Raw genomic sequence first — 22,632 nt, 5'->3', positions numbered from 1 at the left:
GCAATAACGGTGTCATAAAAAGCATACTTGGATAAAGAAAAATTGCGTCAAATAAGCAGCCGCATTAACGGCACGACAATTAAGCAATATTCTACCACATTCTTACTTGTCGGTAGCATGGCTTCTAGCGCTCATATTCGAGCAGCTGGCGAATTGTATCATGCAAATTATAATACAGAAGCATTAAAACAAAGCATGATTGCTGAATTTGCCTTAGCATATCATGACACACCTACAGCTTTGCACAACTATACCGTACTTGCAATCCGTAATAATTCAACGTCAATTAAGCAACGTGCGCTAGATGTTGCCATTGAACACCAAGACTTACAAGCCGCTTTAGACATTGCTACCCATTGGGTTGTACAAGAACCTGAGGATGTTCCTGCCAAGTTTTATTTGGCACATATTGCGTTAAAAGCCCATGAGTATCAGCTTGCAGCAGAAACCTTAGATAGTATTTTAAATATTGACCCAAATGCTGACTTAGAACAAATTTTGGCAGGGATCACCCCTGAGTCAGAAGAAGACCGTGTAAATCTTCTCAACACGCTTTATGCGAGTAAAGAAAAAAATAATCCTTCCGTTTTGATCCTCATCGCAGGTCTTGAAGCGCAAAGTAACAACATAGAAAAAGCTTTAGAAACTGTGAATAAAGCCTTGCGAAAACGTCCAAAAGTAACTGGTTTTATTCTCATGAAAGCCAATCTACTGATGGCTTTAGGCGATGAGAAAGAAACTTTAGACTGGTATGAACGCAGTAGTCGTAAGCACAAATATAATTTGGAAGTGCGACTGGCAGAAGTCCGTTATCTGATTAAGGTCAACCAAGCTGAACTGGCTTTAGACAAATTAGAAAAAATCATTAAAACATGGCCTGATGCTGAAGAAGCCTTATTTATTGCAGGCTTAACCGCAATCGATCTAAAAAAATATGATTTGGCTGAACACTATTTGGTTGAGTTACGCTATTCAAGCAAATATCAAAATGATGCGTATTTTTACTTAGCTGTAAATGCTGAACGTAAACAACAGCTTGAAACTGCTAAAGCCTACTATCGACTGGTAGATGGAAACCTATACACCGTTTCTAGACGTAACCTGATTTCAATTTATGATAAGCAAGGCAAGCTCAATGATGTTTTACGTTTTTTAACCCAAGAACGTGTTAATTATCCTCAGCATGCAAGTTTCCTTTATCAAGCACAAGCTGAAATATTAAAGAAAATGGACAACAAAAAGGCAGCATTACGTTTACTCAGTGAAGCTGTACAAAACTTACCTGACGATCCTGAGTTATTATATTCAGAAGTTTTATTGCTTGATCCATTTGAAAATAAAGAACAATTAGACAAAGCTTTAAAACAATTGCTCAGCATAGAACCCAACAGTCCAACTTATTTAAATGCTTATGCCTATACACTCGCCTTACAAAATCGTCGTTTGAATGAAGCACGTGCTTATGCAGAAAAAGCACTCGATTTTGCCCCTGAACAAGCCTCTATTTTAGATACTTTAGGTTATATCACGTTCTTGCAAAATGACTTTGTAACCTCATCAAAAGTCCTTGCCAAAGCCTATGAAATGAGTGGCAGTATTAATATCGGGGTGCGTTACGCAAAATCATTATATATGCAAGGTGCATTAGACAAATTTAATCAAGTGTTACAACAACTCAAACAAAATCACCCAAATGATGCTGAATTACAGCAACTAGATTCTTTATTGTTACCTCAACATTTACATAAGAGTTAATTTTTATGCGTTTTATGGCTCAAGTATTTTTTGCTTCGATTGCGACAGCAAGTTTTGCCTTAACAGGTTGTCAGCAATATGTAAAAACCCCACAAACCACTGCCCCACAAGTTCAAGATGCACAAAATTTCAGTTTAGAAGGAAAAATTGGCGTCAAAACTCCCAAACAAACAGGCAGCGCATTTTATACTTGGCAACAAAATCAGGACAATTTTGACATTCAGCTAACGGGTATTTTAGGGATTGGTAAAACCATTATCGAAGGGAAACCCGGTCAAGTGACATTAAACAGTTCTAAAACTGGCGAAATCACCGCAGCAACACCTGAGGAATTACTAGAACGCGCTACAGGTTGGGTCGCACCAATTACCCATATTGTAGACTGGGTACAAGCCAAACCCGCAACCACCACAGCAAAAATTGAAAAAGATCAACAACAACGCCCAAAAACCATTATTGAGGATGGTTGGACAGTTGATTTAAGTTATAACGATGCTGCTGCATTACCGAATAAGTTAATTTTAAAACAAGCTTTAGCGGAAGGACAGGAAAATCGTATTACAATGATCATCCAAAATCGTTAATCTGCAAAAGCTTAAATTGTTATGATTCGTGTGCCCTCTCCTGCCAAATTGAATTTGTTTTTACACATCACTGGTCGCCGTGAAAATGGTTACCATGAATTGCAAAGTATTTTCCAACTGATTGATTTATATGATTGGATGGAATTTACTCAAAACACTGCGGATCAAATATGCATTGAGGGTTTAAACAGTGTTGATCTAGAACAAAATCTGATCTACAAAGCCACACAAATTCTAAAACCATTTGCCAAAGCTTTGACAGGTTTGACGATTAACATCGAAAAAAACATTCCAATGGGTGCTGGTCTAGGCGGTGGTTCTTCCAATGCTGCGACTACACTGATTGTAGTCAATCAACTTTGGCAATGTGGTTTAAGCATTTCTAAATTGGCAGAACTGGGAGTGCAATTAGGTGCAGATGTGCCGATCTTTGTGCATGGTAAAAATGCGTGGGCAGAAGGCATTGGTGAACACTTAACATTCATAGACTTAGATCAAAAACAATACATTGTGTTAAAACCTGATTGTTTTATCAGCACTCAACTGCTTTTTTCACAAAAAACATTGACAAGAGATACGAAGCCTACTAAATTTTGCGCCTATCAACAAAACTCATCTAGTTTTGGAAATAACTTTGAGCCACTCGCTCGAAAATTATATCCAGAAGTCGATGAAGCCATGCATTACTTAGACCAGTTCGGTAAAGCAAAACTCACAGGTACAGGTGCTTGTGTTTTTGTTGAAGTCACTGAAAATATGAATATTGATGAAATTTTAGCACGTTCTCCATGTAAAGCTTACTTGGTGAAAAGTATAAATGAGTCACCTTTAGTTCATTTTCAAGTGTCATGATAGGGGCGTCGCCAAGTGGTAAGGCACCGGGTTTTGATCTCGGCATCCGTTGGTTCGAATCCAGCCGCCCCTGCCATCATTTTCATCTGTAGATGTGTGTTTCAGCTAAGTTTTAGGGGCGTCGCCAAGTGGTAAGGCACCGGGTTTTGATCTCGGCATCCGTTGGTTCGAATCCAGCCGCCCCTGCCATTACTGAGTTAAAACCATACATCAATTAGGGGCGTCGCCAAGTGGTAAGGCACCGGGTTTTGATCTCGGCATCCGTTGGTTCGAATCCAGCCGCCCCTGCCATTTACTTTCAAAAAGACAGAACAGCATTACTGTAGATTTTTCTAAGGTTAACTCATAAATACCTTGACAAATTTTGGTAAAAATATTAAAGTTCTGCCGCATTAGGGGCGTCGCCAAGTGGTAAGGCACCGGGTTTTGATCTCGGCATCCGTTGGTTCGAATCCAGCCGCCCCTGCCATCTATTTTCAAACATGCCAACCGCCAAGGGTGCTTCATGCCCAATCTTGTCGTTTTTAGTGGAAATGCTCATCCACAATTCGCCCAAAAAGTCGTTAGCCATTTGCATATCCCATTGGGAGCTGCATCAGTAGGTAAATTCTCTGATGGTGAAATCACTGTCGAAATTACTGAAAATGTGCGTGGTAAAGACGTATTTATCGTACAACCAACTTGTGCACCAACCAATGATAACCTCATGGAAATCTTGGTGATGGCTGATGCTTTGCGTCGTGCAAGTGCTGGTCGTATTACCGCTGTGATTCCTTATTTCGGTTATGCGCGTCAAGACCGTCGTCCACGTTCAACGCGTGTACCAATTACTGCAAAAGTTGTCGCAGATATGCTGACCACTGTAGGAATTGACCGTGTTGTCATGATCGACTTGCACGCTGACCAAATCCAAGGTTTCTTCGATATTCCAGTAGACAATATCTACGGTACTCCTGCTTTGCTTGCTGACCTTCGTCAACAATCTCATCATAACCTCATGGTGGTTTCACCTGACGTTGGTGGTGTGGTTCGTGCACGTGCAGTTGCAAAACAAATGGGTGATATTGATCTTGCGATCATCGATAAACGTCGTCAAAAAGCCAATGAATCACAAGTGATGCATTTGATTGGTGATGTAAAAGATCGTGATTGTGTCATCGTCGATGACATGGTGGATACAGCAGGTACATTATGTAAAGCTGCTGATGCACTTAAACAATTTGGTGCTCGTAAGGTTGTTGCTTATGCAACACATCCTGTTCTTTCTGGTAAAGCACTTGAAAACCTGCAAAATTCAGTGATTGATGAATTGGTTGTGACTGATACCATTCCACTTTCTGAAGAAGCATTGAAACTTGGTAAAATTCGTCAAGTTTCAGTTGCAAGTATGGTTGCTGAAACAATTCGTCGTATTAATAACGAAGAATCTATTAGCGCAATGTTCGATTCTTATCTATAATATAGCGCTAAAATTTAAAAGCCCTGCCTTTTGGTGGGGCTTTCTATCACTAGACTGGTCGAAGGTCTAGTCAATTAAACTTAAATTAGGAATGTCTATCATGGCAAACTTCGTATTAAATGCAGTAGCACGTGAAGAAGCAGTACAAGGGAAAGGTTCGAGCCGCCGCCTTCGTCTTCAAAACAAAGTACCTGCAATCATCTATGGTGGTTCAGCTGAGCCTGTAGCAGTAACGTTAGAGCTTCGTGAGCTTGTTAAAGCTTTAGAAAGCAATGCTTTCTTTGAAGAAGTTGTAGAAATCAACATCGACGGTAAAGCTGAAAGCGTTAAAATCCAAGCTTTACAACGTCATCCAGCTAAAAACACACCTATGCACGCTGACTTCAAACGCGCATAAGTGTTGAATGGTGTAAATGAGTGTGAGTAAACTTTCACTGATTGTTGGTTTGGGTAATCCAGGTTCTGAATATGCCCAAACCCGCCATAATGCAGGCTTTTGGTTTGTAGAACGCCTTGCAGATCAATATGGCATTCAACTCAGAACTGATTCTAAATATAAAGGGATCAGTGGTCGTGGTAATATCGAAGGTCAAGACGTTCGTCTATTATTACCGACAACCTTTATGAACCTCTCTGGTCAAAGTGTTGTACCCTTCGCCAAATTTTATCAAATCAAACCAGAAGAAATTCTGATTGCACATGATGAACTCGATATGAACCCAGGTGTCATTCGCTTAAAAACAGGCGGTGGTCATGGTGGTCATAATGGTTTACGTGATATTGTTCCGCATATCGGTGCAAATTTTCACCGCTTACGCATTGGAATCGGTCATCCAGGTGCAAAAGAGAAAGTATCTGGTCACGTATTAAGCCGTGCTCCAAGCAATGAACAAACTTTAATGGATGATGCAATTCATCATGCCTTAAGTAAGATCGATCTTTTAGTGAACGGTGAGATTCAGCAGGCAATGAATCAAATAAATGCCTACAAACCGTAAACTTCATTTATTCAATTTCAAGCTTTGTTAAACAATTTTTCTTGCTATGCGCTAAATTTAAGAGCAAAATGCGCTTTCAAAAAGCATCCCATTGCAAAAGTTATTGTTTGACCACATATAACTGTCGTAGGACAACTAGGAGACGCAAGCCATGCTATCTCGTTTATTAAAAGCTAAAATCCATCGTTGTGTCGTGACTCAAGCAGAGTTGCACTATGAAGGTTCTTGTGCAATTGACGGCATTCTTTTAGATTTGGCTGGCATTCGTGAATACGAAGAAATTCATATGTGGAATGTGACAAATGGTAAGCGTTTCACAACCTATGCAATTCGTGGTGAAGAAGGCTCAGGCATCATTTCTGTGAATGGTGGCGCTGCACTTCAAGCGGATGTAGGTGATTTGATGATCATCGCTACATTTGGTGATTTTACCAATGCTGAAGCTGATGCGCATAAACCTCGCCTTGTTTATGCAAATCCAGACAATACAGTGAATCACACAGCAAACTGTATTCCTGTACAAGTTGCTTAAATCCCTAAGAATTCGATAAAACCCGCAATATGCGGGTTTTATTTTGTTTGGGTCATTTTCTGGGTGCGTTTTTTCCAAATAATATTTTTTTCGACTTCGCCTTTTTGATTGGTAAATTGACAACGAAGTTCTAGATTTTTAACTTTTTCACGACATTCATAATTTAAAACGTAAATGTCATCTCGATCTAAATAATTTACGACAACAAACTTTAAAATATTAGTATTTTGTTTAACTTCGCCTACTGCAAATGTAGAATCTTTATTCACATTGTTCATTAACAATTTATTTTGATAACTTGAAATATAGTAATATTCGCTATCATCCACAGATACGCCATTATCAGATCCTTCAATAATGTCTGAATCATCATAAAGTGAAATTTCCTGCCATAGACCTTCAAAGCGATTTTCGGCATGTGCAAAGGACAATGTAGGTAAGCAGATAAAACTCATCAGCGAAATTAATGTTAATTTTTTCATGATTTTTATTTTTCAGTTTTGATTTATTTTTAATAACATAATTCTATAAGAAATACGATCTCAATATTTTCTTATTAATAATAAGACATTGTATAAAAAAGAGTTTTCACCTTTCGATGGAAACTCTGTTTATCCCAAAATAAATATTAAGCAGAATTTTTTCGAGCAGTTGGACTATTACCAATTTGCCAAACAAAAGGTAACGGTGTTTGATTTACTATCCAATCCCCAATCACCTTTTCTTTATAAATAAGTGGATTATGTGAGGATACTACTCGTGCATTACGCCAAAAACGATCAAGTTGTTTGGTTGTTGTACTGGCTGATGCACCTAAAGCATTAAATAACGTTGATGTCAGATCTAATACTAAATTCGAAATCACCACCTGTCCTTGTGAGGATTCTAATTCAGCTGTATTGTTGGCTTGTTGATCAGCAACATCATTGTCTTGGAAATGCGTTAAATAAGCTAAATCTAATGCTTCCGCTGCAGTAAGTGCAATAGACTGACTAGCAAAAGCCTGAGCAGATGCTTTACCAATCACTTGGAGTACTTGAGCATCATGCCTAACCAAATCAGCATTCCCATGACTAAAAATACGAGTTCGTTGACGAACTTCTTCTGAAAAAGCGTCTACCGCACTCAGTGCAATCCCAGCCAAAGTTGCTAAGTGAAAAACTTGATAATATGCAGTTTGATATTTAAAGCGTTGCTCAAAAGGTAAAATATGATCCCTCTCTATAAGCACCTGATTGATTTTTAGTGTACCACTGCCAGTAGTTTTTTGCCCAAACCCATCCCAATCATCACTCACATGAACACCCTGATCATGTGTAGAAATCGCAGCAATCACATGCTGATCCAAAGTTTCATCATAAGCAAAAAGATCAATCCAATCGGCAAAAATCGTGCCTGTTGAATAAAACTTTTCACCATTGACCACCAGTTCACCTTGTTTATTTTGAGAAATACGAGTGGCTACATCACCAATTTCAACTTTACCAATCTCAGTCCATGCATTTCCAACTAAATCACCTTGTACAAAACGTTTAAACCAGAGTTCTTGTGAATGATCACGATGTGCTACTAAACGATCTTCAACAAAAGCAAAATGCCCACGCAACGCTTGTACAATATTTGAGTCAGCAGTTGCTAATTCGATAAGTAGCTGAAATAACTGACGTTGAGATAAACCCTCACCACCATATTGCACAGGTACACGTACAGCACCAAAACCGGCTTGTTTTAACCATTGAATTGGCTCATATGGTAAGATGCGACTCTTCTCTCGCTCTAGCGTTCCAGAGGAAATTTTAGAAAAAATTGGACGAAACTTTTGTGCAACTTGCTCATAGTTCCCACCCAAAGAAAGCTCATGATTTTGTGTAAATGTTGTCATTGTTATTCTCCTATTAACTCCAAGCATGACGTGGTGGTGCAATATCATTTAAATAATAATTGCCTACGATATTTAGCTTCCAACGTACAGGATCATGCAAAGTATGGGTACGGGCATTACGCCAATGACGGTCTAAATTTAATTCTGACAAAGTAGAACGCGTACCTGAAAGCTCAAATAATTTATTGGCTGCCAATAACGCAATCTCAGTAGTTAGTACCTTGGCTTCAGCATTCAGTAGTGTTGCATCATTAACGTTCTGTTCAGAAGGCTCAGCTAAAGCTGCATCAATTGCCAATGCAGCCAAATCTAAAACTGCTTCTGCAGCACGCAATTTAATTTTTAATTCGCCAATATTGGCAATGGTATAAGGATCTTCAGTAGCTTTTTCTAAACCTGAATCAATCCAAGGACGAGTATATTGACGGACATAATCAATCGTTTCTTGAATCGCACCCCGAGCAATACCCGCATCTATAGCAGCCTGAATAAATTGTGAAATAGCACCTGCTGCAGTATGTCGTTCAAACGCCTGATAAATTGGTACGACATATTTCAAATCGACATTCACATGATCCAAAATCACAGAACCACTTACGGTTGTTCGTTGACCAAAGCCACTCCAATCATTACTAATGGTCAAACCTTCACTATGCTGTGGAATCAACGCTGCAAATGGTTTTCCTTCATGATTGATTGCAACAACAGGTATCCAATGTGCTAGCAATGCGCCTGTAGCAAAAAATTTTTGTCCATTTACCACAGCATGATCATCTTTAAAATCAATTGTCGTTGTTAAATCTGCAACTGTTTTTGATCCTTTTTCTGAAAAAGCATTACCAAAGCGGTGTCCTTGTAGCACTTGGTCAAAGAAAAAAACTTGTTGTTCAGGTGTCGCATCTAAACGGATATGCTCTACAAAAGCCCAATGATTCTGTGCAATTTGCCCCAAAGATGAATCGGCACTGGAAATAATTTTCACGACTTCAGCCAAAGTTTTATAACTAACTTCTGCTCCACCAAACTGTTTAGGAATAGTAATTCCCCACAAACCTGATTGGGAATACTTTTCAATTTCAGTTAAAGGCAAACGACGCTCATGATCTCTAATAGCGGCTTCTTGTTTAAAATCTTCTGCTAATTGTTTTGCAACCGCAATCGCTTCTGCATCATTTTGAATGATATAGGCTTTATTTTTTAGTAAATAAAAATCTTTTGGAATATTTTCTATTGAGTCTAATGTAATATTAACTTTAGCAGTCATTGGATTTCCTAGTTGAAATATTAAATTTAAACTAGCAGCAATATTTAAATTTTTATATATTAAAATGAAAAGCAATATATTTAAAATGAAATAACACATCTATAAAAATTACATAAATAAAATTTATATATTAAAAATCAATATTTTAAATAAATTAAAAGATAAATATTCTTAAAAATTAACTTTTAAACATTAATTTATAAAATATATGCTTATTTTCATAAGCATAAAAATTTATTTATATCTTAACTTTAAATATAAAAATGTACATTTATTTTGCATAAGATAAAAATCACCAATAAATAAAGTTTTTGAGTATTCATGAGTAATATTATGACTAAACAAATTCGCTTTAATGCTTTTGAAATGAATTGTATTGCCCATCAATCTCCCGGTTTATGGCGTCATCCACTTGACCGATCTATTGAATATAAAGACTTATACTATTGGATAGATTTAGCCAAAATATTAGAACGAGGCAAATTTGATGGTGTTTTTCTTGCCGATGTTTTGGGGATTTATGATGTTTATTATGGTAGTGGTAAACATGCGATTACGGGTGCAGTGCAAGTTCCCGTTAATGATCCTTTGCAAGTCGTGCCTGCAATGGCGGCGGTGACAGAGCATTTAGGATTCGGTGTAACAACTTCGATTTCCTTTGAACACCCATACCCCTTTGCTCGACGTATGAGTACCCTAGATCACTTAACTAAAGGTCGTGCAGGTTGGAATATTGTCACCTCATATTTAGAAAGTGGTTCAAAAAATCTAGGATTAGAAACGCAAGTCAATCATGATAATCGCTATGACATTGCTGACGAATATTTAGAGGTTTTATACAAGCTTTGGGAAGGTTCTTGGGAAAATGATGCTGTGCTGCGTGATAAAAATAGCGGTGTTTTTGCTGATTTTGATAAAGTTCATCCCATTGGTCATGATGGAAAATATTTTAAAGTCCCTGGTATTCATATCTGTGAACCTTCGCCCCAGCGTACACCTGTTTTATATCAAGCTGGAGCATCTAGCCGTGGACAACGCTTTGCTAGCCAAAATGCTGAATGTGTTTTTATTTCTGCACCAACCAAAGCCGCAGTAAAACAATTAACACAAGGTATCCGATCCAAACTATTAGAAGAAGGACGTGATCCAAACTCTGTGTTGATTTATTGCATGCTCTCGATTGTGGTTGATGAAACTGATGCAAAAGCACAAAAGAAATTTGAAGAATACCAAAGTTATGGTAGCTATGATGGGGGACTAACCTTAGTTTCAGGTTGGTCGGGAGTGGATTTTTCCCAATATCAATCAACGGATCAAGTTGAATATATTGAAACCAATGCTATTCAGTCTTTACTCGATTCTTATGTTAAAGCTGACCCAAATCGGATTTGGACGATTGAAGAAATCGCCAAATGGACTAGCGTTGGCGGCAATGGACCTGTAATTGTTGGTTCGGCAAGTACTGTTGCAGATCGTTTGCAAGAGTGGATTGAAAATACAGATATTGACGGTTTTAATTTAGCATATATTTTGGCGCATCAAACCTTTGAAGATGTTGTGAACTATGTTGTGCCTGAATTACAATATCGTGGTGTCTATCAAAAAGAATATCGTACAGGGACTTTACGTGAAAAGCTTTTTGGACGTGCTGCACACTTACCTGAAGAACATCGTGGTGCATCATTTCGTTTCGAAGCGTTAAGTAGAGTTTAAAATTAAAAGATGCTGAGGATGTTAATTGTCTTTTAGTTATTTAGACTCCAGACTAATACACGTAAGTCCTATTTATATTTAAAAATAAAATAATGCTCAATGAAATTCTCATTAGAGCATTAATAAACTTGAGTATTCTTAAGAAATTAAGCGGCAATACGCTCCTCAATTGCGATCACTTTACGCAGTTCAGGACCTGTATAATCCGCACTTGGACGAATAATACGGTTGTCTGCACGTTGTTCCATCACATGCGCTGCCCAGCCTGTAACACGACTCATGACAAAGATTGGTGTAAACAATTTGGTTGCAATACCCATGAAGTGATATGCAGATGCATGGAAGAAGTCTGCGTTACAGAACAATTTCTTCTCACGCCACATCACTTCTTCACAGCGTACTGATACTGGATAAAGTACCGTATCACCGACATCTTTCGCTAATTTCTCAGACCAGATTTTAATGATGCCATTACGTGGGTCATTGTCTTTGTAGATCGCATGACCAAAGCCCATGATCTTTTCTTTACGTTCAAGCTTACCCAACATTTCACGTTCAGCTTCTTCTGGCGATGTCCAGTTTTCAATCATTTCCATTGCCTCTTCATTTGCACCGCCATGGAGTGGACCACGAAGTGAACCAATTGCACCTGTAATACATGAATGCATGTCTGACAATGTCGATGCACATACACGCGCAGTGAACGTAGAGGCATTGAACTCATGCTCTGCATAAAGAATTAAGGAAACATTCATCACTTGTTCATGCAACTCATTTGGTTTTTCACCACGAAGAAGATGCAGGAATTGTGCACCAATTGAATCATCATCGGTATTTTCTTCGATACGTACGCCATCATGACTGAATCGGTACCAGTAACAAATAATCGCAGGTAAAGTCGCCAAAATACGATCTGCAACATCTTGTTGTTCTGCGAATGATTTTTCTGTTTCAAGGTTACCGAGCATGGATACGCCTGTACGCATCACATCCATTGTGTGTGAGTCAGCAGGAATACGCTCAAGTACTTCTTTCAAAGCTTGGGGTAATTGGCGTAAAGATTTTAATTTTGCTTTATATGCAGCAAGTTGTTCAGTGGTTGGCAATTCACCGAAGAAGATCAAATAAGCCACTTCTTCAAATTGGCAATTTTCTGCCAAGTCTTGTACATCATAACCACGATAGGTTAAGCCTGCACCGCTTTTACCTACGGTTGATAATGCAGTTTTCCCTGCAACTTGTCCACGCAATCCTGCGCCAGTCAGTACTTTACCTTCAGCCATTTTTATTTTCCTTCAGTGAATAGTTTGTCTAATGTATTTTCAAAAGTATGATAATCAAGGAATTCGTAGAGTTCTTTGCGTTGTTGCATCGTGTCAAGTACATTCACTTGTGTGGCATTTTCACGAATTGAACGGAACACTTCCAGTGCCGCTTTTTGCATCGCACGTGTTGCTGACAATGGATAGAGCACCATTGAAATACCTTGCTCACCCAACTCTTGCGTTGTGTAATATGGGGTATCACCAAATTCAGTGATATTTGCCAACACTGGCACACCCACTGCATCGCAAACAGTTTTATACATAGTAATGTCTGTCATGGCTTCAGCGAAAATAGCATCAGCACCTGCTTCAACACAGGCACAAGCACGGTCGATCACGGCTTGCAAGCCTTCTTTTTGTAGTGCGTCAGTACGCGCCATCACTACAAAATTTGAATCGGTTTTGGCATCTACTGCGGCTTTAATCCGATCCACCATTTCTTGTTGCGACACGATTTCTTTGTTTGGACGGTGTCCACAACGTTTTTGTGCCACTTGGTCTTCGATATGTACTGCGGCTGCACCTGCGGCAATCATTTGTTTGATGGTACGGGCAATGTTAAATGCACCGCCCCAACCTGTATCAATGTCTACCAGTAACGGTGTATCTACACGTTCTGTAATACGACGCACATCTTCTAAAACGTTATCTAAGCTGGTCATACCCAAGTCAGGTAAACCATAAGAGTAGTTTGCAACACCTGCACCCGAAAGATAAATCGCTTTATAACCGACTTGTTTCGCCATCATCGCTGCATAAGCGTTGACTGTACCAATGATTTGTAATGGTTTTTCCACTTCCAGTGCTTGTCTAAATCTTAAGCCTGCAGACGTTTCTTGTGTCATATTCCTTTCCTTGAATATAGGTAAATTAGCTAAGTATTGGGTGACTTAGAGTGATAATTAGTTATTTTCTAACAACACTGCCCCATAAATTTCACGCAAATCTTTCTTTAAAATTTTGCCAGTACCGCCCACAGGAATGGTATCTACAAAAATGACTTTGTCTGGGATTTGCCATTTGGCGATTTTGTCATTGTAATAATCAAGAATTTGGCTCTCGGTAATTTGACTTTCTGTAGATTTTTTCGCAATTAAAATTGGACGCTCATCCCAACGTGGATGATGTGCTGCAATGACTGCCACACTCTCAATATCAGGATGTGCAATGGCAATATTTTCTAGCTCTACAGAGGATATCCACTCTCCCCCTGATTTGATTAAATCTTTGGCACGATCAGCAATATTGAGATAACCATCATCATCCAAAGTGGCGATATCGCCTGTATCAAACCAACCATCTTCTGTTAAAGCGGACTCAATTTGAGCAAAATAACGATCGACAATCCAGTGTCCTTTAATTTGTAAATGCCCTGTTGAATATCCATCTCTCTCCAATTCAACTGTACCTTTTTCCTCTTCACAAACACGCAACTGCACACCAAATGGTGGACGACCTTGAGCTAGACGCACTTGCAATTGATTGGCTTCATTCAATTGACCATGTTTAGCTTTGAGTTGATTCACCACACCCATTGGACTGGTTTCAGTCATTCCCCATGCGTGAATGGTTTCACATTGATATTTTTCCTTAAAGGCTTTAATCATTGATGGTGGACATGCAGCACCACCTACGACATTCCGTTTTAAACTACTGAGCTCACTACCTAACTGCTGTGCTGCATTCAGTAAGCCTTGCCAAATAGTAGGTACACCTAATGCAGCCGTCACTTGATAATCATCAATTAAATTGACCAAACTGCTACCATCAAGCATCGGTCCAGGTAAGACTAAACTTGCCCCTGTCATTGCTGCAGCATACGGTGTTCCCCATGCATTGACATGGAACATCGGGACGACAGGTAATATTCGATCTTTAGCAGATAAATTAAATGAATCAGGTAAGCTGCTTGCATAACTATGTAAAACAGTTGAACGATGGCTATATAACACACCTTTTGGATTGCCTGTGGTTCCTGAGGTATAACACAATGAACTGGCGGTGTTTTCATCCAAGATCGGCCATGTAAATCGAATGGATTGATTTTCAATTAAATCATCATAAAACTGAACATCAGGGAAAATCGCAGCAATATCTGCATCATAAGCGTCTAAACAAATAAATTGTTTTACCCTTGGAATATTTACCTTAATCGATAAGATCAACTGGACAAAAGTTTTATCAAAAATGAGGATTTGATCATCTGCATCATTAATAATAAAACTCAATTGTTCTGGAAAAAGTCGTGGATTCATCGTGTGACAAATCAAGCCACTGCCCGAAACAGCATACCAAGTTTCTAAATGACGATGATTGTTCCATGCGATCGTAGCAACACGATCACTTGCTTGTAGATTTAAATTTTTTAAATAATTGGCAAAGCGTTTCGAGTTTTCAGCAATTTCACCCCAACAGGTTTGCGTCATCGTGCCATCTGTATTTTTTGAAATAATCGCAGTGTCTGCATGATAAGTCTGAGCATGCTCAATTAAACTGCTGATCAAAAGTGGCTGAAACATCATATTGCCGTACATGGAAAATATCCTTATTCCCGAATTTTTTAAAATGTTTTTTGAATATTCATCATGCATTGCTGCATAAATTACTTTTTAAATTAGCTGAATTTTTTTATTTGTTTTTATCTTTTCACGACACGGACTTATCTTTTGGACACATCGAACCTAATTTTTACCTGATAAATAAATGCCACTTTCACTAAAATGTATAAATGCTCAGTTGTTTCTTTATAAATGATAAAGCTCTTCCCTTCATCCACGCTCAAAGGTAGATAAAAAGAAGAGCCAAATTAAAAATGATTTTAAAGCGTTAATATGTCATAGATTAGAACTGCATTTTAAAGACTAATGATGCAAAATCACGATCATCTAAAACACTAAACTCATTGTTGCCAAAGAAATTGGTATAAGATAACTCAGTTATATATTTCTTTTGATAAGTTGCTGAAATACCTGCACTGATCGCCATTTGTCGCTCTTGGAAATTAGGGCCATAACCTTTGACATCATGACGAAACATTAAACTTGGCGAAACTGTGGTATCAGCGAGTAGATCGTTATAATTCAATGCACCTCTTAAGCGATAGCCTGCTGACCATTCTTCAAAAAAGCCTTCATCATTACAATATTTGGCATTTAAATTTTGAATCTCTTGATCAGATAATTGTGCTGTTTTGGGTGCAATACAATAAGTTTCAACCTTTGCTGGATTATAAGCACCTGTTGACAAACCACTACGCCCAAAAGCACCACTACGTCCAAAATGGTATTGATCAGTATCACCAATATGATTTATTCCTAACTCCCCTACAAGCGATAAAGTACTTGCACCAAACACATTTGGAATTGCGCTAGCAGCACCCAAACTAAACTGCGTGACAGGTACTCGTGCAAAACCATTAATACGCTCACCAAGTGCTAAGGTTTCACCTGCAGAAGTAATCGGGGTATCATTATATAAGGCCTGCGCATAGACCATATCCGTACTATTAAAATGCAACGGCATATCAGGTTTATAATTGAGCTCACTGAAAATAGAAGTCTTACCCACTTTGCCAGTCAAACTTAAACCATACATTTTTATATCTTCAGGATAAACCGACAGAATCCTTGCCGTGTGATAATTGGCTGCGCCTGGTTGAGATACAGTAATTCCATCAAAATGTAAAATTCGACTATGATAATTGGCGAAATATGCACCTAATTCAGTATTATTCAAACTTGGAATAATGTGTTTAATGGCCACACCATATTGACCATTATCTTTGGCATATTCACTTGGCAACCGGGCAATAGTAAAATCCAATGGACCATTGATGGCTTGGTCTGTAGTAAAGCCCGGTCCACCAATCAATAAAGGTCCACAATTTTCTGCAAAAACATCAGAGATCTCAAAAAAAGTTCCACATCCATCAATAGTTGAAGGACGAAATTTAAACTGATAAAAACCTTCAACTTTAGTTTTATCTGATAATCCTGCTACAAAAGAAAACATCTCCACAGGAATGATGCGTTCTTTTACATCACCTCCTGGACGGTTCATAGCAGCATAGTCAAAAGCACTGACTGAATTTAAACCATTTTGAAAAAATTGAGATTTACCCCAATTCAAAGCATGTTTACCCAGTTTTAAATCTAGACTTTCCCCGTGATCAAAACTTAAATTTTTCCAAAGATAAGCATCCCAAAGGTCAATCCCTTTATATTTCACCAAACGTGGCCATTCTGAATCATCAAAAGGGATAAAATCACCTCTCCTTGTTTCATAAGCGTGATCATACCAATACTTTGCACTCAGTACAGCGCCTTGATTTTTCCCATTGAGACGGAATTCTGTTAAACCTTTTACAACTTGTGAAATAGGATCACCTTTTTCAAAGTTAGCCCGCCCATTATCCCCATTAATATCTATACTTGTTCCCTCTTTACCAATACTCAATGCATCAGGGCGATACAGTAAAGCACGATCAGCATCTTGAGTACTCCAACTTTGCCCAATACTCAAATGAGTATTGGTTTCAAGCTTCCAATCCTCGTTTAGTTCAACAGTTATAGCTGAAACTTCAGTCATGCTGAACACTAATCCCATGCAGACACAAAGTTGAGTAAATGAAAAAAAAGGCTGTTTGGCATTTTTTAAAAATAAAGTTTTACACACCATATCATCTCCATATCGATATGATTTATTCATGATAAGTTTTGACGACCATCGTCCATGTGATGGGCAAAACGGTGATATATTGTTATAGAAAATCTTTTTCTCGCATTGATTTTACTCAATACTTTTTTCTCTAATATCGGCTTAAACTCCTGCTAAACCGATCTATTTTTATTCATGTTTAGATGCTTATGATGCTGAGATAACACGTTACTCTACACCATCAAGTTGAGCGATAAACTCAATAGCTTCAGGCCAAAAACCAAATCCTGAGGCAGGATTCATATGTCCAACTTCACCTAAGTTCACCAATTGACTGCCCCAATTTTTCGCCATTTTTTCAAAAACTTTTTGACTTGCTAAGTGATCATTTTCACTTGCAACCACAATGCTTGGGAAGGGTAAAGTTTGTTCAGGTAAAGGTGACCAACCTTCTTGTGCAAGCACTGTTGAACTTGGATAATTTTCAGGCCAAGTCTGATTTAAATCAGGGGGTGTAACCAACAATGCGCCTTTGATTTTTGGCGAAGAATAGCTCGCTGCCCAATGAATAGTCATCAGTACACCAGCACTATGTGCAACTAAGATCACTGGACCTTGAATTTTATCTAACTCAGCTTGAATACGTGCTACTCGATTAGCACAGCTTAATTTATCTATCTCATTTGGGGGAACAGTACGTACTTTTTCTAACTGTGTAGCTAATATAGTTTGCCAATGCTCTTCTACATGATCTCTCAACCCAGGGATGATCAAAATTGTTGCCTTCGTGTTGATTTTTTCCATATTTTCTACCTTTTGCATCCTGCTGTAAAAGGACAATAATTCATCAAAATACTTAATCACAATACAAGTTAAGAATTGCATAAAATACACATTAGATGACATTTACTTTTCATTTGACGACACAATAACTAAAAAAAATTCATCTGAATAAAATCGGATTAAACTGAATTTAAATTTTGAAAATAGCTACATCTAGTTACGTTTAAGATCCGTATTAGACCTATGCTGAACAGCAAATTTTCGTTATAAATGAAATTCGACTAGGAAGGTCAAATTAAAAAAGGAGAAACTCAGGTGATTCCTCTTGCTCATATGGCAGTTTTAAAAAACTATGTGCATGTCACGCAACAATTAGACATTAATCCTTATCATTTATTGTCTAATGTCGGCTTATGTCCAACACAACTGACTAATACGAAACAACGTATTCCTGTTAATAAGGCAATTTATCTACTCGAACAGTCTGCTCAAATGAGCCATTGTGATACCTTTGGTTTGCGCATGGCAGAACAACGCCATCTCGCAGATTTTGGCGAGATCAGCTTACTTTTAAATTATCAGCAAACCTTACGTGATGCTTTGCAGATTATTGTGCGTTATCGCAATTTATTTAATGATGCACTCGCAATTTATATCGAAGAGATAGATAAAACTGTGATTATCAGAGAGGAGGTTGTGACAGGTATATCAGCTTATAGCCGTCAAGCAATTGAACTCGCAATCGGTATTACCCACCGTTTTTGTACAGCACTACTAGGGCAAAAATGGCATCCTTTAAGTATTCATTTCACACATCCTGCACCAAAGGATTTATCAACGCATAAACGTATTTTTGGCTGTACTTTAAAATTTGGAAGTGAGTTTAATGGCATTGTTTGTACAGCAACAGAGCTAGATACTGCCAATCCATTAGGCAATACTGCAATGGCAGATCACGCACAACGTTATCTTGATATTTTACAAAATGATGGTGAATCTTCGCTTATTTTTGATGTCCGCAAAAGTATTTATTTATTGCTACCTATGGGGCGCGCTACCATTGACCAAGTTGCTCATGCGCATGGTTTAAATGTACGCACCCTACAACGCCGTCTCATTGCGCACAATACTAATTTTAGTGATTTAGTCAATGATGTTCGCCGTGATCTAGTTTTTCGTTATTTAAAAAATTCAAATTATTCATTAGGACAAGTCTCTGATATTTTAGGGTATTCAATGCCAAGTTCATTTACGCGTTGGTTTATCAGTCAATTTAAAATGGCACCAAATACATGGCGTGAAATGAACAAAACCTTATTGCACTAAGTCGAATCATCAACAGCAATCATCTATCCATTGAAATCATACAAAAAAGGCGTTTCTATGATGGAGAAGCCTTTTTTCTACTGTCAAATACTCATCAATCAACCGCTACACTATAACCACAACTGCATAAGTGCTAGAACCAACAGCACCAAGAAAATACTTTCCCCAATCATTAATAAAATCGGTTTCATTCCCACACTTGCCAATTCTTTGAGTTGTGTTTTCATACCTAATGCACTAATCGCAATAATTAAACACCAACGAGATAACTCATTCAGCCCACTTTGAATGACAAGTGGTACCCATCCTGTACTGTTGATACAGGCGAGAACTAAAAAACCCACGGCAAACATTGGTAAAAGTGGTGGACGTTGTCCTGTACCATCATCTGTACCTTGCATTCGTGTAATCATGGCTGCACAAACAATCACGGGTAATAGCATTGCTACACGCATTAACTTCACAACCGTTGCAGTATCGCCTGTTTCAGTTGACATGCTATAACCTGCACCGACAACTTGTGCAACATCATGAATGGTTGCTCCCAAGAAAACACCTGACGCCAGTGGAGAAAGCTCTAACCATCTAGCAATCATGGGATAAACAATCATCGCTAATGTTGAAAGTGCAGATACACCAATCACTGTAAATAAAGTTGCTTTTTCTTTTTGTGGGTGATTCGGCAGCGCCGCAGACAATGCCAATGCTGCAGATGCACCACAAATTGCGGTCGCTCCGCCTGTGAGCATGCCAAAAAATTTATTAAATCCAAGTACTTTTGCCGCAAGCACAGATGCAGAAATTGTTACAGCAACTATGGTAATCACCATAATAACTGGCTGCCATCCTAATGCTGTGATTTGCCCTAAAGTAATTCGTATGCCTAGAAGCGCAATGCCGATCCTTAACACAGTACGTGCTGTAAACTCTATGCCTGCTTTACATTTTCCATCATTAGATAAAAAGTTAAGCCCCATTCCAAGCAATAAAGCAAACAGCATAACAGGTGCACCGTAATGCTCAGATAGGAAACAGGCTGCGGCAGCCACTACAGCACTAACAATAAAACCTGGCAGCAACTCACGTGTGCGTAGATGAATAGTTTGAATATTTGGCATGTTCGTCTCCTCAATCCATCACTATAAAAACGTGATCATTGATCTTTTCTAATGGATACGTAGTGACTTTAAAGTGGGTGGAGTTATTCAAGTATCCTGTCGCCAAATCAAACTTAAGTCCATGTGCGCAACATTGAATTGTTTTTCCTTCAAGCTTGGCGCCAAATAAAGATGCACCTTGATGAGGACATCGATCATTAATAGCATAAAGATTTTGATTAACATTAAATAATGCAACAAACTGATCTTCAACTTGTAAAAAAGTACGTTGCCCTAAAGTTGGAATTTTGTCCTGAGGAATTTGAAAACGAATGCTCATGCATATTGCTCCTGCATTTCCAATGCTTCAAGCATCGCCTGATATAATGCCTGTGCAGGTTGAGCTCCTGCCACCGCAAAACTCCCATCAAACACAAAGTATGGCACCCCCTTACCACCTGTATCTGCCGAAATAAATACTGTGTTATCTTGTTCTGCAAATATTTTGTCTAAGATCTCATCGGTAAAACCACAATAGCTTGCTATTTTTTGTAGGGTTGCAATATCACTGATATCTTCTGAATGATGAAAATAAGCCGTGAAAATGGCTTCAAGCAAACGATCACAGAGTGTTGGACTTGCAAACTTCAACGCATTTTTAAATAAAACATGTGCTTTGTTCGTATTCGGCATACGCGGAATCAAATTAAAATCAATATCAATACCTACGATTTTTGCAGCTTGACGAACCTGTTCTTGGCGTTGACGTACAGCTGTCGCATTGCCTAATCTAACTAAATAGAATGCTTTAAATGGCACGCCGTCTTTTGGAATTTGCGGTAAAAGCTGCACACCACGCCACTGAAGCACCACACTGACATCAGGATGGCTTTGTTTTAATTGTTGTATAGCATTTTGTAATTGACGCTTTCCGATTAAACACCAAGGACAAATAAATTCAAAAAAAACATCGATAACGAGTTGACGTGTCATGATTTTTCTTCCATATCTTGTAAATCATTTGTTGCGAAAGCTTGCTGATTGGCACGTTCCATGTCTTTGTGGTAATGCCGTTTGGCATATAAAAACACCACAGCCGCTAAAATACTGACCAAAGGCATCACTCGAAAAGCATCATGTAAACCAATGACATCGGATAGCTTTCCAATTACCAATGGACCAAGTGCCAAACCTAAAAAGTTATTGGCTAAAGTTAAAGTTGCAAATGCAGTACCATGCACCGAGTTATGGGTTAAATTCGCCACCATTGCACTCGAAGGACCATTGGTACCCAAAGCGATAAACATACCTAAACAAATCAATAATAATTGTGCTATTCCTGCTGGTAAGGCAAAGGCAACAGACAAAAGAATGCAACCACCAATACAATAAATTATTGCTAAAACAACTTTACGATCAGGACGATCTTTTCCTAAACGGTCACATAGCATGCCGCATAAAATTGTCCCCACCGCACTAAACAATACAATGATGGCAGCAGTAATCCCTGCTTTGTCAGTACTCATACCGTAATAACGATTTAGATAACTTGGCATCCATACGATTACCGTGCCACCAACAAAGAGTTGTAGACCACTGCCAATATAGGTTGCAACGACAGAACGACTTGAATACAAACTTCTAAGAGGGCTTTTTGCTGGTTTTATTTTTTGACCACGATGATCAATCACTTTCGGTGACGCAATTTTTTTATCTTTCACAACCAATGGATAGAGCATCGCCAAAACCAGACCAAAAATTGCCATACCTGCAAATGCCCAGCGCCAACCAAAATGTTCCGCCATGACACCACCGAGTGACATGCCTAAGAAAGAGCCAAACACACCACCTGCCATAAATGCACTGGCTAATGTCGCTCTCATTTCTCTTGGGAATACGGCGACAACCACCGCGATCCCCACACTGCCATATGCAGCTTCTCCAACACCTACTAGAAAACGTGCAATAAACATGTGTTGATAGCTTTCAGCAAGCGCACAGCCTAAAGTTGCTAGACTCCACAATACAGCCATTATTGTTAAGCTTTTGACCCGTCCAAACCGATCAGCTAGTAGTGACAATGGTAGGGTGAGTAGACCTACCATTAATGCTACAATGCCACTGAGTAGACCCAACTGACTGTCAGTTAATGCCCATTCATTTTTAATAAGTGGAAAGACAGCATTTAAAACCTGTCTCGACATATAGTCCGAAATGAGTAAACCAAAAGTAAGCGCAAAGACCATCCAAGCATAACGTCGTGGAATACCGATTGACGTATCAATACCTGTCACATCGGATGTATATTGATGTACACCCATAACCACCTCCTTGTATTTTTTATCATTTGTAATTTTTAATTTTTGGAGGATTACACTTAGCCTAAAAAGTGTAGCCCCCCTAAAT

The 22,632-nt window shown here is 38.6% G+C and carries 21 protein-coding genes and 4 tRNA genes; 13 read left to right on the top strand and 12 right to left on the bottom strand.

Features of this window, described 5'->3' with window-relative positions:
- The first annotated feature begins 42 nt into the window (after nucleotides 1-42).
- From HUS24_RS00250 to panD, 11 genes are all read left to right on the top strand, one after another.
- Nucleotides 43-1,755: a tetratricopeptide repeat protein gene (locus HUS24_RS00250; RefSeq protein WP_173910084.1), complete on the top strand. Its 1,713-nt coding sequence runs from the start codon at nucleotides 43-45 to the stop codon at nucleotides 1,753-1,755.
- 5 nt (nucleotides 1,756-1,760) lie between these two features.
- Nucleotides 1,761-2,339, top strand: a complete 579-nt coding sequence (gene lolB / locus HUS24_RS00245) for a lipoprotein insertase outer membrane protein LolB (RefSeq protein WP_173910083.1) — start codon at nucleotides 1,761-1,763, stop codon at nucleotides 2,337-2,339.
- Nucleotides 2,340-2,360: 21 nt separating this feature from the next.
- Nucleotides 2,361-3,191 carry a 4-(cytidine 5'-diphospho)-2-C-methyl-D-erythritol kinase gene (gene ispE, locus HUS24_RS00240; protein WP_173910082.1) on the top strand — a complete coding sequence of 277 codons (831 nt, stop codon included), beginning with the start codon at nucleotides 2,361-2,363 and terminating at the stop codon, nucleotides 3,189-3,191.
- 1 nt (nucleotide 3,192) lies between these two features.
- Nucleotides 3,193-3,267 (top strand) — tRNA-Gln (locus tag HUS24_RS00235).
- Between the two features lie 38 nt (nucleotides 3,268-3,305).
- Nucleotides 3,306-3,380, top strand: a tRNA-Gln gene (locus HUS24_RS00230).
- Nucleotides 3,381-3,407: 27 nt separating this feature from the next.
- Nucleotides 3,408-3,482, top strand: a tRNA-Gln gene (locus HUS24_RS00225).
- Nucleotides 3,483-3,585: 103 nt separating this feature from the next.
- Nucleotides 3,586-3,660 (top strand) — tRNA-Gln (locus HUS24_RS00220).
- A 36-nt stretch (nucleotides 3,661-3,696) separates the two neighbouring features.
- Nucleotides 3,697-4,650 (top strand): ribose-phosphate pyrophosphokinase, encoded by a 954-nt coding sequence (locus HUS24_RS00215; protein ID WP_065993642.1) that lies wholly within the window; start codon nucleotides 3,697-3,699, stop codon nucleotides 4,648-4,650.
- Between the two features lie 100 nt (nucleotides 4,651-4,750).
- The gene (gene rplY / locus HUS24_RS00210) at nucleotides 4,751-5,047 is read left to right on the top strand and encodes a 50S ribosomal protein L25 (protein WP_171532179.1); all 297 of its coding nucleotides are present in this window, start codon (nucleotides 4,751-4,753) and stop codon (nucleotides 5,045-5,047) included.
- 22 nt (nucleotides 5,048-5,069) lie between these two features.
- The gene (gene pth, locus HUS24_RS00205) at nucleotides 5,070-5,648 is read left to right on the top strand and encodes an aminoacyl-tRNA hydrolase (RefSeq protein ID WP_173910081.1); all 579 of its coding nucleotides are present in this window, start codon (nucleotides 5,070-5,072) and stop codon (nucleotides 5,646-5,648) included.
- A gap of 151 nt (nucleotides 5,649-5,799) precedes the next feature.
- Complete coding sequence (panD, locus tag HUS24_RS00200; protein WP_004722504.1) at nucleotides 5,800-6,180, top strand: aspartate 1-decarboxylase; 381 nt, start codon at nucleotides 5,800-5,802, stop codon at nucleotides 6,178-6,180.
- 38 nt (nucleotides 6,181-6,218) lie between these two features.
- Here panD and HUS24_RS00195 read toward each other — a convergent pair whose 3' ends face one another.
- The 3 genes from HUS24_RS00195 to HUS24_RS00185 form a co-directional block, all read right to left on the bottom strand.
- Entirely contained in the window at nucleotides 6,219-6,662 is a 444-nt protein-coding gene (locus tag HUS24_RS00195) for a hypothetical protein (RefSeq protein ID WP_173910080.1), read from the bottom strand.
- Between the two features lie 146 nt (nucleotides 6,663-6,808).
- Entirely contained in the window at nucleotides 6,809-8,062 is a 1,254-nt protein-coding gene (locus HUS24_RS00190) for a monooxygenase (protein ID WP_173910079.1), read from the bottom strand.
- 13 nt (nucleotides 8,063-8,075) lie between these two features.
- Nucleotides 8,076-9,326 carry an SfnB family sulfur acquisition oxidoreductase gene (locus tag HUS24_RS00185; RefSeq protein WP_173910078.1) on the bottom strand — a complete coding sequence of 417 codons (1,251 nt, stop codon included), beginning with the start codon at nucleotides 9,324-9,326 and terminating at the stop codon, nucleotides 8,076-8,078.
- A 333-nt stretch (nucleotides 9,327-9,659) separates the two neighbouring features.
- Between HUS24_RS00185 and HUS24_RS00180 the strand changes: the two genes are divergently transcribed.
- Entirely contained in the window at nucleotides 9,660-11,039 is a 1,380-nt protein-coding gene (locus tag HUS24_RS00180) for an LLM class flavin-dependent oxidoreductase (RefSeq protein ID WP_173910077.1), read from the top strand.
- Between the two features lie 146 nt (nucleotides 11,040-11,185).
- On the opposite strand, the gene prpC is transcribed toward HUS24_RS00180, so the two are convergent.
- The 5 genes from prpC to HUS24_RS00155 all read right to left on the bottom strand — a co-directional run bounded on the left by prpC (nucleotide 11,186) and on the right by HUS24_RS00155 (nucleotide 17,842).
- The gene (gene prpC / locus HUS24_RS00175; RefSeq protein ID WP_173910076.1) at nucleotides 11,186-12,322 is read right to left on the bottom strand and encodes a 2-methylcitrate synthase; all 1,137 of its coding nucleotides are present in this window, start codon (nucleotides 12,320-12,322) and stop codon (nucleotides 11,186-11,188) included.
- Nucleotides 12,323-12,324: 2 nt separating this feature from the next.
- On the bottom strand, nucleotides 12,325-13,209 hold the full coding sequence (prpB, locus tag HUS24_RS00170; RefSeq protein ID WP_173910075.1) for a methylisocitrate lyase: 885 nt from the start codon (nucleotides 13,207-13,209) through the stop codon (nucleotides 12,325-12,327).
- Nucleotides 13,210-13,266: 57 nt separating this feature from the next.
- Nucleotides 13,267-14,898 carry a long-chain fatty acid--CoA ligase gene (locus tag HUS24_RS00165; RefSeq protein WP_173910074.1) on the bottom strand — a complete coding sequence of 544 codons (1,632 nt, stop codon included), beginning with the start codon at nucleotides 14,896-14,898 and terminating at the stop codon, nucleotides 13,267-13,269.
- A gap of 307 nt (nucleotides 14,899-15,205) precedes the next feature.
- Nucleotides 15,206-17,041, bottom strand: a complete 1,836-nt coding sequence (locus HUS24_RS00160; protein ID WP_173910073.1) for a DUF1302 domain-containing protein — start codon at nucleotides 17,039-17,041, stop codon at nucleotides 15,206-15,208.
- Nucleotides 17,042-17,248: 207 nt separating this feature from the next.
- Nucleotides 17,249-17,842, bottom strand: a complete 594-nt coding sequence (locus HUS24_RS00155) for an alpha/beta hydrolase (protein ID WP_254433816.1) — start codon at nucleotides 17,840-17,842, stop codon at nucleotides 17,249-17,251.
- A gap of 276 nt (nucleotides 17,843-18,118) precedes the next feature.
- Between HUS24_RS00155 and HUS24_RS00150 the strand changes: the two genes are divergently transcribed.
- Nucleotides 18,119-19,129 (top strand): AraC family transcriptional regulator, encoded by a 1,011-nt coding sequence (locus HUS24_RS00150; RefSeq protein ID WP_173910071.1) that lies wholly within the window; start codon nucleotides 18,119-18,121, stop codon nucleotides 19,127-19,129.
- Between the two features lie 110 nt (nucleotides 19,130-19,239).
- Here HUS24_RS00150 and HUS24_RS00145 read toward each other — a convergent pair whose 3' ends face one another.
- The 4 genes from HUS24_RS00145 to HUS24_RS00130 are packed head-to-tail and all read right to left on the bottom strand — an operon-like array spanning nucleotide 19,240 to nucleotide 22,547.
- Nucleotides 19,240-20,247 carry a YeiH family protein gene (locus tag HUS24_RS00145; RefSeq protein ID WP_173910070.1) on the bottom strand — a complete coding sequence of 336 codons (1,008 nt, stop codon included), beginning with the start codon at nucleotides 20,245-20,247 and terminating at the stop codon, nucleotides 19,240-19,242.
- 10 nt (nucleotides 20,248-20,257) lie between these two features.
- On the bottom strand, nucleotides 20,258-20,566 hold the full coding sequence (locus HUS24_RS00140; protein ID WP_173910069.1) for a Rieske (2Fe-2S) protein: 309 nt from the start codon (nucleotides 20,564-20,566) through the stop codon (nucleotides 20,258-20,260).
- Nucleotides 20,563-21,219 (bottom strand): DsbA family oxidoreductase, encoded by a 657-nt coding sequence (locus HUS24_RS00135; protein ID WP_173910068.1) that lies wholly within the window; start codon nucleotides 21,217-21,219, stop codon nucleotides 20,563-20,565. The genes HUS24_RS00140 and HUS24_RS00135 overlap by 4 nt, the downstream gene beginning before the upstream one ends.
- Complete coding sequence (locus HUS24_RS00130; RefSeq protein ID WP_173910067.1) at nucleotides 21,216-22,547, bottom strand: MFS transporter; 1,332 nt, start codon at nucleotides 22,545-22,547, stop codon at nucleotides 21,216-21,218. The genes HUS24_RS00135 and HUS24_RS00130 overlap by 4 nt, the downstream gene beginning before the upstream one ends.
- Nucleotides 22,548-22,632 lie beyond the last annotated feature (85 nt).

This window comes from Acinetobacter sp. Marseille-Q1618 (assembly GCF_902809855.1).
In the GTDB taxonomy this organism is placed as follows: domain Bacteria; phylum Pseudomonadota; class Gammaproteobacteria; order Pseudomonadales; family Moraxellaceae; genus Acinetobacter.
This window is presented reverse-complemented; position numbering and strand designations above follow the sequence as displayed.